The 14,610-nt window shown below is 66.6% G+C and carries 21 protein-coding genes; 6 read left to right on the top strand and 15 right to left on the bottom strand.

Features of this window, described 5'->3' with window-relative positions; genetic code table 11:
* The first annotated feature begins 37 nt into the window (after positions 1-37).
* From VJV41_RS02775 to VJV41_RS02765, 3 genes are read left to right on the top strand one after another with little or no spacing between them, the layout of a single operon-like run.
* The gene (locus VJV41_RS02775) at positions 38-457 is read left to right on the top strand and encodes an ATP-binding protein (protein WP_325330859.1); all 420 of its coding nucleotides are present in this window, start codon (positions 38-40) and stop codon (positions 455-457) included.
* Entirely contained in the window at positions 454-765 is a 312-nt protein-coding gene (locus VJV41_RS02770) for an STAS domain-containing protein (protein WP_325330857.1), read from the top strand. Before VJV41_RS02775 ends, VJV41_RS02770 begins: the two co-directional genes overlap by 4 nt.
* 5 nt (positions 766-770) lie before the next feature.
* Entirely contained in the window at positions 771-1,589 is an 819-nt protein-coding gene (locus VJV41_RS02765) for an ANTAR domain-containing protein (RefSeq protein ID WP_325330855.1), read from the top strand.
* On the opposite strand, the gene VJV41_RS02760 is transcribed toward VJV41_RS02765, so the two are convergent.
* The 4 genes from VJV41_RS02760 to VJV41_RS02745 are packed head-to-tail and all read right to left on the bottom strand — an operon-like array spanning position 1,586 to position 5,003.
* Positions 1,586-2,677, bottom strand: coding sequence for a galactokinase (locus VJV41_RS02760; RefSeq protein ID WP_325330853.1), 1,092 nt, complete (start codon positions 2,675-2,677; stop codon positions 1,586-1,588). The genes VJV41_RS02765 and VJV41_RS02760 overlap by 4 nt on opposite strands.
* The gene (gene galT / locus VJV41_RS02755; RefSeq protein WP_325330851.1) at positions 2,677-3,762 is read right to left on the bottom strand and encodes a galactose-1-phosphate uridylyltransferase; all 1,086 of its coding nucleotides are present in this window, start codon (positions 3,760-3,762) and stop codon (positions 2,677-2,679) included. The genes VJV41_RS02760 and galT overlap by 1 nt, the downstream gene beginning before the upstream one ends.
* Positions 3,759-4,088: a hypothetical protein gene (locus VJV41_RS02750; RefSeq protein WP_325330849.1), complete on the bottom strand. Its 330-nt coding sequence runs from the start codon at positions 4,086-4,088 to the stop codon at positions 3,759-3,761. Before VJV41_RS02750 ends, galT begins: the two co-directional genes overlap by 4 nt.
* A gap of 21 nt (positions 4,089-4,109) precedes the next feature.
* The gene (locus tag VJV41_RS02745; RefSeq protein WP_325330999.1) at positions 4,110-5,003 is read right to left on the bottom strand and encodes a DMT family transporter; all 894 of its coding nucleotides are present in this window, start codon (positions 5,001-5,003) and stop codon (positions 4,110-4,112) included.
* Positions 5,004-5,141: 138 nt separating this feature from the next.
* Between VJV41_RS02745 and VJV41_RS02740 the strand changes: the two genes are divergently transcribed.
* On the top strand, positions 5,142-5,486 hold the full coding sequence (locus VJV41_RS02740) for an aminopeptidase (protein WP_325330847.1): 345 nt from the start codon (positions 5,142-5,144) through the stop codon (positions 5,484-5,486).
* Between the two features lie 3 nt (positions 5,487-5,489).
* Here VJV41_RS02740 and VJV41_RS02735 read toward each other — a convergent pair whose 3' ends face one another.
* Complete coding sequence (locus VJV41_RS02735; protein ID WP_325330845.1) at positions 5,490-5,768, bottom strand: hypothetical protein; 279 nt, start codon at positions 5,766-5,768, stop codon at positions 5,490-5,492.
* 74 nt (positions 5,769-5,842) lie between these two features.
* Entirely contained in the window at positions 5,843-6,235 is a 393-nt protein-coding gene (locus VJV41_RS02730) for a hypothetical protein (protein ID WP_325330843.1), read from the bottom strand.
* Between the two features lie 217 nt (positions 6,236-6,452).
* On the opposite strand from VJV41_RS02730, the gene VJV41_RS02725 reads away from it, so the two are divergent.
* Positions 6,453-6,719, top strand: a complete 267-nt coding sequence (locus tag VJV41_RS02725) for a hypothetical protein (protein WP_325330841.1) — start codon at positions 6,453-6,455, stop codon at positions 6,717-6,719.
* Between the two features lie 48 nt (positions 6,720-6,767).
* On the opposite strand, the gene VJV41_RS02720 is transcribed toward VJV41_RS02725, so the two are convergent.
* From VJV41_RS02720 to VJV41_RS02695, 6 genes are all read right to left on the bottom strand, one after another.
* Positions 6,768-7,412 carry a TetR/AcrR family transcriptional regulator gene (locus VJV41_RS02720; RefSeq protein WP_325330840.1) on the bottom strand — a complete coding sequence of 215 codons (645 nt, stop codon included), beginning with the start codon at positions 7,410-7,412 and terminating at the stop codon, positions 6,768-6,770.
* Between the two features lie 208 nt (positions 7,413-7,620).
* The gene (locus VJV41_RS02715) at positions 7,621-8,064 is read right to left on the bottom strand and encodes a hypothetical protein (RefSeq protein WP_325330838.1); all 444 of its coding nucleotides are present in this window, start codon (positions 8,062-8,064) and stop codon (positions 7,621-7,623) included.
* On the bottom strand, positions 8,064-9,329 hold the full coding sequence (locus VJV41_RS02710; protein ID WP_325330836.1) for a DUF58 domain-containing protein: 1,266 nt from the start codon (positions 9,327-9,329) through the stop codon (positions 8,064-8,066). The genes VJV41_RS02715 and VJV41_RS02710 overlap by 1 nt, the downstream gene beginning before the upstream one ends.
* A gap of 7 nt (positions 9,330-9,336) precedes the next feature.
* Positions 9,337-10,296, bottom strand: a complete 960-nt coding sequence (locus tag VJV41_RS02705) for a MoxR family ATPase (RefSeq protein ID WP_325330997.1) — start codon at positions 10,294-10,296, stop codon at positions 9,337-9,339.
* Between the two features lie 8 nt (positions 10,297-10,304).
* Positions 10,305-10,790 (bottom strand): hypothetical protein, encoded by a 486-nt coding sequence (locus VJV41_RS02700; protein WP_325330834.1) that lies wholly within the window; start codon positions 10,788-10,790, stop codon positions 10,305-10,307.
* The gene (locus VJV41_RS02695) at positions 10,787-11,737 is read right to left on the bottom strand and encodes a DUF4129 domain-containing protein (protein WP_325330832.1); all 951 of its coding nucleotides are present in this window, start codon (positions 11,735-11,737) and stop codon (positions 10,787-10,789) included. Before VJV41_RS02695 ends, VJV41_RS02700 begins: the two co-directional genes overlap by 4 nt.
* A 208-nt stretch (positions 11,738-11,945) precedes the next feature.
* On the opposite strand from VJV41_RS02695, the gene VJV41_RS02690 reads away from it, so the two are divergent.
* Entirely contained in the window at positions 11,946-12,611 is a 666-nt protein-coding gene (locus tag VJV41_RS02690) for an O-methyltransferase (protein ID WP_325330830.1), read from the top strand.
* Here VJV41_RS02690 and VJV41_RS02685 read toward each other — a convergent pair.
* The 3 genes from VJV41_RS02685 to VJV41_RS02675 all read right to left on the bottom strand — a co-directional run.
* Positions 12,604-13,323, bottom strand: a complete 720-nt coding sequence (locus VJV41_RS02685; protein WP_325330828.1) for an enoyl-CoA hydratase/isomerase family protein — start codon at positions 13,321-13,323, stop codon at positions 12,604-12,606. The genes VJV41_RS02690 and VJV41_RS02685 overlap by 8 nt on opposite strands.
* Positions 13,314-14,123, bottom strand: a complete 810-nt coding sequence (locus tag VJV41_RS02680; protein WP_325330826.1) for a hypothetical protein — start codon at positions 14,121-14,123, stop codon at positions 13,314-13,316. The genes VJV41_RS02685 and VJV41_RS02680 overlap by 10 nt, the downstream gene beginning before the upstream one ends.
* A 17-nt stretch (positions 14,124-14,140) precedes the next feature.
* Positions 14,141-14,610: alpha/beta hydrolase (locus VJV41_RS02675; protein ID WP_325330824.1), on the bottom strand; the 470-nt coding region annotated here is incomplete at its 5' end.

Here is a 14,610-nt window from a genome sequence, read left to right as displayed (position 1 = left end):
TCCAGGCGGTAGCGCCGCTAGACAATCGGAGGTGCTGGTGACAAGTGTTCCCGGCGCCGACCGGAGCCCTCCCGCCCCGCTGCTGATCCGGATACCAGCCAAACCGGCCAGTCTGGCCGTCATTCGCGCCCGTCTGCGCAGTTGGCTGCAGACTGTGGCGGTCAGTCCGGCCGCGGCCGCCGAACTGCTGCTCGCGGTCGGTGAGGCGGCGTCCAATGCCGTCGAGCATGCCACCCGCGATGCCCGCCATGACGTCGAGCTCGAGGTGAGCGCGCGGGCAACCAGCACCGGACTCGCGGTGACAGTGAAGGACAACGGCCGCTGGCGCGCCCCGCCGAAGCGGCCGGGCACGCGTGGGCACGGCAGTAAGTTGATGACTGCGCTCGTCGACACGGTCACAATCACGCCAACCCCCAACGGGACGACGGTGGAAATGCGCAAGGAGCTGCATCCATGACAAACAGCCAGTTCCGATTGACCCCTGCGATGGCCGAACAGTCGCCGGTCGTCACCGCGACTGGTGACATCGATCTCGCCAATGTCGGTGAATTCCAGGACATGCTGACCAAAGCCGCGGTCGACAGCGATTCCATCACCGTCGACCTGTCGGAGGTGTCTTATTGCGACAGCGCCGCCGTCCGGGCGTTGTTCGCCGTCGCAGCGACGACCAAACTGGCCTTGATCGTGCCCACTGAAGGACCGATCACGACACTGCTCGGCATCTCCGGGCTCGACCGTGTCGCGACAGTAGCCACGCGCAACTGACCGCGATGTCGTCGCCGCATTTTCAGCCCCGTCAGCACCCGCAGTTGCTGGCGCTGCTTCAGCGCATCCTCGAGCGCATACAGTCCGACCTCCACGACGCGGTCGGCCTTGCCATCACGATTCACGACAAGCGCCACGACGAACACGCTTCGGTGATCGCCGGGCTGGGCGTGGACTCTGAGCTCGTCGGCGCGCAGCTGTCGGGGCTCGGCGGGCCCGTCGCCGATGCGCTCGCCTACCAGGTGCCGGTGCTCAGTCTTGATCTGTGGTCCGACGACCGGTGGCCGCAGTTGACCCTCGATGCGGTGAGTGAACGCGCACCTCACCACACCGAGAGCTTCGAGCAGGTGCACGGCGAGGCAGTCGTCCCGGGTGTCTGGGCTGACGACGCGATGGTGGCGGTGTCGTGCACGCTGAGTCAACCGGCGAGCGCGGCGACTGTCGCCAGCCTGATCACCTACGAACAGCTGGTTTCCGCTGCGTTGATCACCACCGCGGCCGAAAACGCCACCGCCATCGAGGACATCATCACGGTGCTGCAGTCTCGTGGTGCCATCGAGCAGGCCAAGGGCGCGTTGATGGGTCTGGTCCGCTGTGACGCCGAGTACGCGTGGAGGATGCTGCGCCGGGCCAGCCAGGAGTTCAACGTCAAACTGCGCGAGCTGTCGGTGGCACTCGTCGAGCACATCAGCGGCGCACCGGCCGAGCAACCCGATACGGGAGCACCGATAACGCCCGACGACCGGACCCGCGAGGCGGCCCGCCTGATGTGGGCGGCGCTGTCCGAAACCCCGTCACCCGAGGGCACCATCTCACGCCGCTAGTGCAACTGCTCTGCTCCCTGCCCGGCCCTCGTGCGCATGATGGTCGGCCGGGGATAACCGGCGTCCGCAACCGCTCGCCGCACCGCCTCACCGACCGCGTCGGCTTTCTCGTCGGGCACCAGCGCGATCACACACCCGCCGAAACCACCGCCGGTCATCCGCGCGCCCAGGGCACCGGCCCGTACCGCGGTGTCGGCAATCAGATCGATATGGGCGGTGGTGATCTCGAAGTCGTCGCGCATCGACGCCTGCGACGCGGTCAGGATCTCCCCGATCGCGGCGTAGTCCGAATCATTCAGGGCAGCAACAACATCGAGTACCCGCTGGTTGTCGGTAAGGACATGGCGGACGCGACGCGCGTCGACCGGATCGGTTATCCCGTCGAGCACCGACACCCCGCGGTCCTGCACCTCTCGTAGTGACGACACGCCCAGATCAGCCGCAGCGCGTTCACACGACGCCCGTCGCGCCGCGTACTCCCCACCCGCATGCTGGTGGGGTGCGCGCGAATTGATCAGCAGCAAGGCGACATTGGAGGCATCTGGGTCGAACACCACGGGCCGCACGGTCGGCCCGCGAAAGTCGATCATCAACGCCTTGCGTGGTTCTCCGCACAGCGAGGCCAGTTGGTCCATCATCCCGGTCGGCGCGCCGACATAGTCGTTCTCGGCCCGCTGTGCGATACGCGCCAACTCGATCCGATCGATGCGCAGGCCGGCCGCCGTCGTGAGCGCCCCGATGACCGCGCACTCCAATGCCGCCGAAGACGAAACGCCGGAGCCCATCTCGACGTCGCTCGTGATCGACATCGTGCCGCCCGTGATTCGGTGGCCCGCTGCGCGCAGCGCCCACATCACGCCCGCCACATACGCAGCCCAGCCGGTTATGCCGCCCGGGGCGGCGTCGAGCGGGATCCGAACGCCGTCGTCCTCCCGGTCACTATGCACGGCGATTTCGGTGCGGTCGTCCGGTAGATAGGTCGCCACCGTGCGCTCCGGCAGCGCGATCGGAAGGGCGCAACCCAAGTTGTAATCGGTGTGTTCGCCGATCAGATTGATCCGCCCCGGCGCCGCGTATCGAATGCTCACTACAGCTCCCGCAACCGGTGGGCAACGCTTTCCGGTGTCACATCGCTGATGAACGCGTCCATCGCCGACTCCGAACCGGCCAGGAACTTGAGCTTGGTGGCGCTGCGCCGCACCGACATCAGCTCGACGTGGAAGTACCCTTCGCGCTGCTCGTCGGTGTCGGCGTACTGGTGCAGCGCCGAAATGTAGGGCAGCGGAGTCGGGTACATGCGGTCGAACCGGCCCAGCACGTCGAGGTAGATCTGCGCGAACCCGGTGAGTTCGGCGTCGGTGAGCTCGATCAGGTTGTGTACGAACCGGTTCGGGTAGATGTGGACCTCAACGGGCCAGCGGGCAGCGAACGGCACGAACGCGGTGAACAGCTCGGTTCTGGCGATGACGCGACTACCGTCGGCAACTTCGTTGGCGAGGATATCGCCGAACAGATTGCTGTCGTTGCGCTTCCGGTGCGAGCGCGCTTCGCGCAGCATCTCGCCGGCACGCGGCGCCAGATACGGATAGCCGTAGATCTGGCCGTGCGGATGGGTCAGCGTCACGCCGATCTCCTCGCCGCGGTTCTCGAAGCAGAACACCTGAGCGATGCCCGGCCGGCTCATCATGTCGGCGGTGCGGTGCCGCCACGCGTCGACGACGAGGCGGGCGTGTGCGAGTTCGAGTTGTGCGAACGAGCCGGTGTGATCGCTGGAGAAGCAGATGACTTCGCATCGGCCGTGGCCCGGCGCTGGGACGAACTGGTCGCCGTCCGTGTTTGGCAGATCGAACGGTGCGCTGCCCGCACCGGACAAGCTCGGGAAGCGGTTCTCGAATACGACGACGTCGTAGTCGGCGGCGGGTATCTCGCTGGTCTCCCCCGACGGGCCGGGGCACAGCGGGCACGCCTCGGGCGGTGGCTTGTAGGTGCGGTCCTGGCGAAGCGCCGCGATGATCACCCATTGCCCGGTCTGCCGGTCGAATCGCAACTGGGACTGCTGGTTTCCGCGGGCCGGCAGCGGACGCCGGTCTGGCACCGGGGCTGGGGTCTGCCCGGGAAGCGAGAAGAGCAGCAAATCCCGGCCGTCGGCAAGGGTCCAACGCATAGGCGTCATGACCGGCCCGCCACCGTGCCCGATTGGTGGCCCGCCACCGTCGCGACCTCCAGCTTGCCGACTTGGGCGGCCACCACGGCGCGGTCCTCAGCCGGCAGGCCGTCGTCGACGATCAAAGTGTCTACTTGCCGCAGGCGGGCGAACACGTTCATGCCGACTTCGCAGTACTTGGTGTGGTCGGCAACCACCGCGAGCTGTGCGCCGATATCGATCAATGTCCGGTCGATCGTGTTCATCGGATGGGCGTTGTTGCGGCCGGTGAAGATCCCCAAAACACCGCCGCCGCCCGGGCCGGCGCAAGCTTCCGGGCCCACAACGGATTCCACGGCAACATAGGCTGGCATGGGCTACGACGAGCGGCGGGCCATCTCGGCCTCGAGCTGTTCCTCGTAGGCTCCCTCGTCGCGGCCGAGTGCGATGGTGGCCGCCGCCATCGCGACAGTGCTGACGGTGATGAGCACCGCGTCGACGCGGCTGACCTCGAGGTGCTCGCCAAGGACAACCGCACCCAACACGACGGCGATGACGGGTTCGAGCACCAGCATCGTCGGCACCGAAGTCTGCAGCGATCCCGCATGAAACGCGGACTGCTGCAGGAACACCGCGACCACACCCAGCACGACAAGCAAATACAACACCGGTGTGGACAGAACCTTGGCCACACCATCGTGGGTGAGCAGATGCATGACCAGCTTGGTGAGCACCGCGACGACGCCGAACAAGACGCCCACGGCGACAGCCAGAAACACGGCGCGGCGCCAGCCCGGGGTGCGGATCGCGACGATTACACAAACCATCACCGCAGCCGTGCAGATCACCGCGACCAATGCCGACAGCGCCACCGACGCCTCATAGTCGCCGGGGCGGGTCTGCGCCAAGACCACGAACACCGCCAGGGAAACCGTGAGCAGCACCGCCCACGCCCATTCGGCGCGGGTGACGCGCCGGTGCGCGAGCCGGGCGCTCAATGGCAAGGCGAACAGCAGTGCGGACACCAGGATGGGCTGCACCAACAGCAGTGAGCCGTTGGCCAACGCCAGCGCCTGAAAGACGTAGCCGGCGATGGCCGCCGCGGTGCCGCCCCACCACAAGGGCCGGCGAAGCAACGTCAAGAACATCACGGAGCTGACGCCGTGCTCCTGCGGGACATCCATGGTGGCCCGCTGACGCACCACGATGCCGATCGCGAGGAACACCGCGGCAAGCATGGCGAGCAGCACCACCAGACCATGGCCTACCAAAGCTTCCAGCTCCTTTCGGGCCACGGCCAATACACCGCACAAGAACAACACACTTACCCGCGCAACGCCCAGCCCGGCCCTGTCTCAAGGCAGGGTCGATATGGTTTCGAACCCGGGCAACCGGGGCATTACCTGGCCATGAATTTGCGTCGGTTGGTTTTGCTGGTAGGTGCGGTCGCATTGATCGCGGGCGTCATCGCTCTGCTTGTTCCTGTGTCGGTGCCGGGACCGGACAACGGCAGCATCGGATGTGGCAACGGTGTCGCCGCGAACGACTCGTCGGCGCGCGACGTGGACAACAACAACCCCGCGAACCTGCCGATACTCAGCGAGGTCATCCCGCACACCGACTACGTGACCCAGTGCCATTCGGCAGTGTCCGGGCGAAGGGCTTGGGCGATTCCGGTCGCGGCAATCGGGCTGGTGGTTCTGGCCGGAGGGTTCTTCGTCGGGGGGCGGACAGGCAGCGTCCGAGCGCCTTAGCGGTCAGCTTGCTTCGCGCCCGCCGACTAGGCGAAGCTGGGGGACGGGTCCGCCCGTGGTGGGGTCGATCTTGTCGTTGACCGTCGCGACGACGGAGTCGACTCGATCCACTGCCCGGTCACAAAGACCGCGAACCCTGTCGCTTGCGGCGTCGACGTCGTCGGCCGCGCTCATCAGATAGGCCCTGACGTTGACGCGCAACCGCTCACCGGCCCGGCGGACTCTGCGGCGCAGACGGTCGTCGATCTCGACGGTGACGTAGGGCAAGACCCGAAGCTTCATGATCCCCGCCTCCCCTTGGTGGATGCTTGGGCTCAGACTAGCCGGGGCCACGCCAACCGGGCAGGTTCGGGGACTCAGCCGCCGGAGCCGGATTGATCCTGCTGGGCTGCCGCGATGGCCGATTTGCCTTCGGGGCTGGCAGCCGAGTTGCCCGGATCCTTCGCAGTCGCGACCGTGGCATTGCAGTTGAGGTTGAGCAGAACCGTATCGGTGACCGGCGCGAAGTTGTTGCCCTTGATCCAGGGTGCCGACTGCGAAGAGGTCACGACGCATTTGTCTTGCGACAGCGTGTCTCCCGCCCGGCTCGCGACGACGGCCTTCTTGCCGGCATTGCCGATCGCCTGCGATGCATCGGCATAGGTCTTCCCGGTGTAATCGTCGGCCGACGCAATACCGGTTCCCAGAAACGCGATTGACACAGCCGTCGCACCCATGACGGTGGCGGCGTAGACGCCCAGCTTTTTCACGGCGACCTCCTTCTTGAGGACAGGACGTTAGGCCGCTCAGCTGGAAAGTCGCTGGGAACAACAGTGGGGCTTCCTGCGAATAGCCCCCGCGCCAGAGTGTTGTTGGACTCAGTCGTCTGCCTCGCACACGGTTTTTGCCGCATTAGCACGCACTTCGCGTTGACGAGGTTGTTTTTTGGACGATATAGTTCAGTTCTAAATACAGATAGGACGCATCATGAGCTCAGGCCGATTGGCTCGGCGGATCGCTGCGACCGCGGGCGGCCTCGCCATCATCTCCATGGGCGTGTTGACAGCCTGTGGTCAGGGCGAGAAGGCACCCGAGACCAGCACCACGACCACCACAACGACCACCACGACACCCGCGCCCTCGGCTCCGCCCGTGGCACCGACGGAGAAGTCGATCAACCCCACCGGTGGCAACCTGTTCACGCCGCCGGTGAAGGCGCCGCCGGCGCCAACCGCCATCCCGGGCGACAACTAGCAGGCTTCGACGGCGGCGGACTGGTCGATCAGGTCCAGAACGCCGCCGTCACTGCACTGCAGCCTCGACCGTCGCAAACGATGAGATGTGTCCGATGGCCATGTTGAGCGCGGCCTGCATCAGGCGCGGATCGCGACCTGTCTGCGACAGCAGATAGCCGCCTTCGACTGCCGCAAGTAGCCCTGTCGCAAGGATTTTCACGTCTGCTTCCGCGCGAAGCGCGCCGGCTTCGCGCATCCGCTCCAGCGCCGCGGCCAGCAGCCCGCGCCATTCGACGAAGTGCTCGGACAGCGAGGCGCGCGCCTTGTCGTCCGTGTCGGACAATTCGGCGGCTAGAGAACCGAGCTCGCATCCCCAAAGCCCGCGCCGCAGGGCGCACCGCTGCACCATCGCATCGCGCCATTGGTAAAGCCCGCGAAACGAGTCCACCTTCTCCAGCCGTAGCCGCTGCCACGACAAGACCTCGTCGGCGCGCATGGTGATGACCTCGTACACCAACTCAGATTTGTCGTCAAAGTGTTGGTAGAACTGGGATTTGCTTGTGGCGCTGGCAGCCAGTACGTCGTCGATCGTCGTCGCCGCCACCCCTTGCACATGCATCAGCTCGGCGGCCGCCAGGACGATCCGATTACGGGTCGCCGCACCTCGCGATGTCAGTTTGGGCCGCGTCGCTTGGTGAGATTGCGACGACACGGATCAACTGTAACTCCGCCGCTATCGTGTGGCGGCAGCCCCGCGAACATCCGGCCCGGATTGGAACATTTCGTCCGACCCGGCGACGCGCAGCGGACGTCGCGCGGTCTCCGGGATGGTGGGCGGTCAGCCCGCTCACGACGTACGGGGTTGTGCCACCGAACGTGGCGACGCAGATGTTGTAGCCGATGGAAGGCGAGCTGACACTTCATCGACGCGTCGACCGGTCTGCCCAGTACGGGCGAGTGACCAAAACGAAGATCACCAGCACGGCGACCGGCGCCACCAACGGCACCCACGGCAGCTGCACCGGAATGGACGCTGCGGCCAACCCCGCGGTCGCAAATCCCACCGCACCGAGCACCGTCGGCGCCGTGGCGGTGGCGGTGTGCCGTAGCACCAGGTACGCCGCTGCGCACAACCCAGAGAGGGCGGCCAGCATCGGCGGCGCGTCGGCCAGCACGATCACGGCCACGCCGATCAGCACGGCGAGCGTCGCCGCGGCCCGAAACACATTGCCTGCCAACACCGCAACCGCGGCAACGGCCGCACCGACCAGGGCCGGCCCATCGGCCCCGACGGCGGCTGCCGCCACCATCACCAACCCAAAGGAGGTCGAAATCGCGCGAGCCGCGGCGAGCTGGGTAGACATCACGTCATCGCCGTCCTGCGGACTCTGCGGCGTCGATCGGGTATCAGCTGCATCGCTTGGTCGAGGGTGTTCTCGCCGCGCCACGACACCAGGTCGACACCGATCGTGCCCATGTCCCGGTACATGAAAGATCGCTGCAGCGCCCACATCCTGGTGATCAGCCGGTCGGGTTCGTGCTCGAACGGCGCGCCTTCCAGCACATCGACGGCGATGACGGTGTGGCCCCGCTTGCGCAGATCGATCAGCGCCAGCGCGAATTCGGTGTCGAGCATCGTGGAGAACGCGATCACGATCGCACCGGGCGGGACTGCCGCGCGCGGCGCCAACGTCCCCGGCGTGTGCTCGAAGCTATCGCCGGCAGCGAGCACGGCGTCGAGGATTTGGTAGAACTGGCGGCGGCCGATATCGGCGCCGAGCCACCGCGGCTGACGGTCGCCGAGCGCGACGATGCCCGCCCGATCGCCACCGCGAAGGGCACTCTGCACGACTTGCACCGCACCGCGCACAGTGCGGTCCGTCGCCTCGGTCGCCGGACCGGGCGGCTGCGGATAGCCGTCGAGAAGCACCACGACATCGGCGGCGCGGTCGGTCAATCGCTGGGTCACATGCAGGCTGCCGCGTCGCGCGCTGACCGGCCAGTTGACGGTGCGAAGCTGGTCGCCGGGAACATAGCGCCGAACGTCGGCGTATTCGACGCCGGGGCCGATATGGCGTGTCAGATGGGTACCGAGGCGGTCAAGCAGCTCGGTGCGCGGAAGGGCGGTCGAATGCGGCGGTGCCGTCGGAAACACATAGACGTCGGCGGCGTCGACGACACCCACTCCCTCAACGAGTCCGCCGCGCGCGATGACTTTGACGTGAGCCCGGATCGGATACCGTCCCCACCGGTCGGCCGTCACCGCGACGGTCTGGCGTTGGCCCGGGGCCGACTCGACGATGTCGAGCTGCATTCCCTCGACGACCGTGACTGCGAGATCCACGGCGGCGTCGTCGGATTCAAGGTGCGCCGAAATCGTCAGCCGGGTCTGTTCGGATTCAAAGCACCGCTGTGACGCCGGCCCTGCGTGCACCGCGACCTGCGGGACAGCCCGCTGCCAGTCGATCGAAACGAGCACGCCGACCAGGGGTGCCGCGAACGCGATCAGCTGCCAGTAAGAACCCACGAGCGCGACGGCGAGCGCGACGGCGGCACATGTGGCGGCTGCTCGCGTCAAAGATGATGGGCGCCAGCGCAACTCGGCTTCAGTGTGGCGTTCGTCGATCACGCTTTGCTCACGCTTTGGTCCGCGGCACAGGCAGGCGCCGCAACAGTTCCTCGACCACATCGGAGCCGTGCACACGCCGCACCCACATCTCGGGCCGCAGGCTGATCCGGTGCGCCATGGTCGGCACGGCCAGCGACTTGACGTCTTCGGGCACAACGTAATCCCTGCCGAGGAGCAGCGCCCGAGCGCGCGCGAGTTGCACCAGGTCGAGTTCTGCTCGCGGGCTGGCGCCGACCGCGACTTGCGGATGCTGGCGGCTCGCGGTCGCAAGCGACACCACGTAGCGCAGCACATCTTCGTGGACGGTCACCTGCTCCACCGATTCGCGCATCGCGATGAGTTCGTGCGCGTCGACCACCTGGTGCACCGTGGGTTCCGCCGAGCCCCGTTCGAGGCGTCGGCGCAGCATGAAGGCCTCCTCGTGTTCGGCGAGGTAGCGCAGTTCGAGCCTGATCGAGAATCGGTCCAGCTGCGCCTCGGGCAGCGGATAGGTGCCCTCGTATTCGATCGGGTTGTCGGTGGCCAGCACGATGAACGGGACGGGCAGCTTGTGGGTGACGCCGTCAACGCTGACCTGGCCTTCGGCCATCGCCTCCAGCAGCGCCGCCTGCGTCTTGGGCGGAGTGCGGTTGATCTCGTCGGCAAGCAACAGGTTCGTGAAGATCGGTCCGGCCCGGAATTCGAAGCGGCCCGACTGCATGTCGTAGACGGTCGAGCCGAGAAGGTCGGCGGGCAGCAGGTCGGGGGTGAACTGAACTCGCTTGAACTCGAGGCCCAGCGCTGCGGCAAACGAGCGCGCGATCAGGGTCTTTCCGAGCCCGGGCAGGTCCTCGATGAGGATGTGTCCGCCCGCGAGCACGGTCGTGAGGATGAGCGTGAGCGCCTCGCGCTTGCCGACCACGACGCGGCCTATCTCGTCGAGCACCGCCTCGCAGTGCGCGGTGGTCGTCGCGGCCGGCAGCCCCATGTTCGCCGTCATAACTGCTCCAACCTCCGCAGAATCTCGTCGAGCGCCTCACGGCCGGGACCGGGCTCGCTGCCCGGTGTTCGCGACACGTTCTGCGGGTCCACCCATGTCCACAGTTCCGCGCCGAACAGCATCTGCCCGGTGGCCAGAAACGCTGCAGGATCTTTCGCATGGCGTTGTCCCGTCGCCATTGCGAACTGCCTGGCCAGCATCGGCCTCAGGTGGCGGTCCCAGTCGCGCCGGCCCGACTCGGCGCGACTGATCAAGGTTTCGGTCCGAGACAGCCAGCGGCGCAACGATTCTGCCGCGTCGTTCACCGGTGGCTCATCCGCCTCGAGTTCGGCTTCTCTGACCCAGAACCAGCGCAAGCTCAGCAGCACCAGGCCGACCATCACTCCCGTTGCCGCCACGACCAGTTGGCGATCCAGCAGAACGACCGCGGCCAGCTCGACGAGGACCACCACGAAAATGCCCGCAGCCACAAGCTTTTTCATGCAATGCTCCTCAGTTCGCTGAGCACGCGCCGAAGCACGCGGACCGCGGTGTCGCGATGTCCCTCATTCATCACGTGCGGGCTGAACCGCGCCTCCTCGAACAACTCCACGAGTTGCGTGGCGCTGTCGGCGTGCAATGCGTGAAGGTGGACCGCGCGTGCCAGCACCTCCATCGGGGTGTCGAAATCCTGAGGAGCGGCACCGGGTACGCGGGTGAGCTCCCGTTCCATCGCCGCATAACAGGCGATGATCGCCTCGCGCGGTTCGCGGCTGAGGTCCTCGATCTCGGCCAGGCCGTGTTCTGCCGCGCGGGCAAGCGAATCCGTCGCTGCCGCAGCGACAGACGAATCGGAACCCTCACCGATGGCCGCCGGTGCAGCCATCGCCCGCTGCCGGCGCGAGGCAACGGCGGTGCCCGCGACTACCAGCGCCATCAGGACAATCATCGGGCCGATGAGGTAGTCGACGACATTCGTCCCCGACTCCGGCGGCGTGTCCGGCGGAGGCCTGTCCACGTCGGTTGGTGGTGGAGTGACGGGTTGCGACGTCGACGCGGTCGGGGACGACGGCTGGTCGAGCGGATCGGGCAGGCCTAACTGCGACAGCGACAGCACGAGCAACAGCCAACCCACGATCAGGCCGAGGGCAATCAATGAGAATCGCCACGTCAGCCGGCCCATCGCACCCGAACCGCGGGGCAACTGCCCCGTCCCTGCTCGTCGCGGAGAGCCGTCCCGCAGTCTGACGATGATGGCGTACCCGATGATCGCCACCGCTGCGGTGAGCAATGCGACGTCGACGATCAGCGCTAGGGGGCTGCTCTGCGGCCGCTCGTGCTCGGCGGACCGCTGGACGCCGGGCAGGTATCCGCGCAAGGCCGATGCGGCGATAATCAACAGCACGATCACCGCGATCACGCGCTGCGTCGATCTGTCCACACCGGCCATCGGCACACCATTGGGCTGGCAGTTCCCGTCACCGCGGCAACGGGCTTACCTCATCCTGGCACAGCGTGGGCAGCGCGCGAACGTTCCTTACCGCTCGAAATCGTGGCGATTTTTCGAGCGGTAAGGAACGTTCGGCAGAGACGTAGCCGTTGCATCGCGATAGTCGGCGATATATCGTCAACCTATCGACTAACGTAAGGACCAACAGGTGACCACCACGCTTCAAGATTCCCGGGTCGCGACAGCCCTCGACCGGATGTATACCGCGTCGGCGGAACAGTTCTCGCAGCTTCGCGGCAACCGCGAGATGATCGATCGCCTCGCGAACGCGAGTGCGCAGGAGCGGGCCGATGCGCTCAGCGAGTTCTACATTCCGGTGACGCCGGAAGCAGGCCGGTTGCTGTACTCGCTGGTGCGGGCGACGCAGCCGAACACGGTCGTCGAATTCGGCATGTCGCTGGGCATTTCCGCGATCCATCTCGCCTCGGCGGTGCGCGACAACGGCATTGGCCGGGTCGTGACCACCGAACTGAGCGCCGCGAAGGTGGCCGCGGCGAAGAAGACGTTCGCCGAGACCGGGCTCGACGACCTCATCACCGTGCTCGAAGGCGATGCGCTCACCACGTTGGCCGACCTCGATAGTCCGGTCGAGGTCGTTCTCCTCGACGGCTGGAAGGAGCTTTACCTTCCGGTGGTCAAGCTGCTCGAACCGCTCCTCACGCCGGGTGCGCTGATCGTCGCGGACAACACCTCGATGGACGACACCAAGCCGTACCTCGATTACGTGCGTGACCCCGGCAATGGCTATGTCAGCGTCAACTTCGCGGCCCGCGAAAGCGACAGCATGGAGATCACCTGCCGCGCAGTCACGTAAGCGCATCCAGGAACGCCGCGATGCGTGCGCGGGTTTCGTCGGACTTCCAGCCGGCAAGCACCTGCGCATCCATCTGCACGCCCGCATCGATCGCGTCACGGGCCGGCCGGTGCAGCTGCTGTTTTGTCAACGCATAGGAAGTCGGCGAATGCTGCCCAAGGGCGGCGGCAACCGCGATCGCGCGGGGCAAAAGGTCGTCTGCAGTGACGAGTTCATCGATCCAGCCGCGAGCCAATGCGGATTCCGCGTCGATGTTGTCGGCTTGCAGGGCGGCGCGGGCCGCTGACGGGCCCATCGCAAACCGGCAGATCTCGAGTGCCGCGACGGGAAAGGGCACACCGACCGCCAGCTCGCGGAGGCCGATCTTGCCGCGTGACATCAGTCGCACGTCGGCGGCCATCGCCAACACACAACCGCCGGCGATGGCATGCCCGTTGATCGCGGCCACGACAGGTGCGGGGTGATCGAAGACCGCCAGGAACCCCGCCGAGACCGCGGCAAGGAAGCGGTCGGCATACGCGGCTTGCCCATCGAGGATTGCACTCAGGTCGACGCCCGCGGAAAAGCAACTCCCCGCGCCGGTGAGGACGACAGGGCCCTCGACGCCGCGCATCGTGTCGACGGCGTCTTCGACGAGCGCGAGATCGAAGGCGTTGACGGGCGGGTGGTCTAACCGCAGGATCGACACACCGTCGGCCACTTCTACGTCCATCGCTTCGCTTCCTTTACGACGGCCGCGGCGTCGCGGCTGGCCTGCTTCGCCTTCGCGTAGGCATCTTCGGCGGCGGCCAACACGCGTTCGGCGTCCTGCAGCCGCCTTCGAGCGTCCTGATGACGCAGCCGTGCGGTCGCGAGGTCGGACTGCAATTCGGCCAGTGCTTCGTCGGCCTCGGCCTTGGCGCGCTCGGCGGCGGCCAATGCGGTGCGGGCCCGTTCTCGTTGCCGGCGCACCGCCTCGTCCTTGTCCTCGCGTGGCTTGTCTTTGGCGGACTCCTTCTTAGCTTCTGGCTTGGGCCTTTCGCGGCGGGTGGACGTGAATACCATTGCGGTGTCGCCGAACTCGCCGAAACCGGACCACTTCTCGGCCTTGGTCAGCCGGCCGAGCCGCTTTGTCACGTCGGGATCGGCAATCGCGGCCTGCAGCGTGGCGGTGACGTCGTCGCGCAGGGCGGCGGTCGGGTTGGTCAGATCGGCTTCTTCGAAGGCGTCCTTGGCCAGGTCCTCGACGAGTCTGCGTTGTTCGGCGGACAGCTCGCGGATGCGCTCACCGTCCATCGCGGCGTGGGCCTCCCGCAGTCCCTGTCCGAGGTCGGTGAGACGCCGGCTGACGTCGTCGTTGCGTAGCGCAAGTCGGTTGACGACCCACGCAGCAGTCGTGGGTCTGCGGGCGGCGGAGATGCGCTTTGCCGCGTCGGCGTCGCCGCGCTGCTTGGCCGCGGTGGCCAGCTTGGTGCGCAGCGCGGTGAACTCCTCGGGCTTGACCTCGTACAGTTCGCCGAGTTCGTCGGCCATGACGCCATCATCCCCGGTCAAGGCGCCTGGCCGTGCGCTTCCAGCCACCGCGCCGTCAACTGCCGGTAAGCCTGCTGACCGATGCTTCCGCGGCGAGCGTCGAAGACGTGATCGGCGTACGGCACCGCTACGAGTTCGACGTCGACGCCGGCGCTGCGCACTCGCTCGGTGAAACGGTACGTGCCTTCGACCGGCACAAGATGGTCAGCCTCGCCGACGATGACCAAAGTCGGTGGCGCGGCGGGGCTGATGTAAGTCCCGGACGAGATGGCCGCGTATCGATCCGGAAACTGCTGTGGCGAGCCGCCGGTGTAAGCCTCCGCCATTTCGCGCGACGTCCCGGCGAGCGCGGGTGCGTCGTTGTCGAAGAAGCCGGCCGGGTCCACTACCGGATACAACGCCGACACCGCACTGATGGCGGGAAGACGCCCACCGCATGACGACTTCATCTTGCCGGTGGCCGCCATGTAGGCGGCGTTGATGGCCA

It is taken from the genome of Mycobacterium sp. (assembly GCF_035274705.1).
GTDB lineage: Bacteria > Actinomycetota > Actinomycetes > Mycobacteriales > Mycobacteriaceae > Mycobacterium.
The sequence above is the reverse complement of the archived record's forward strand: the minus strand, read 5'-3'. Positions and strand labels throughout refer to the sequence as shown.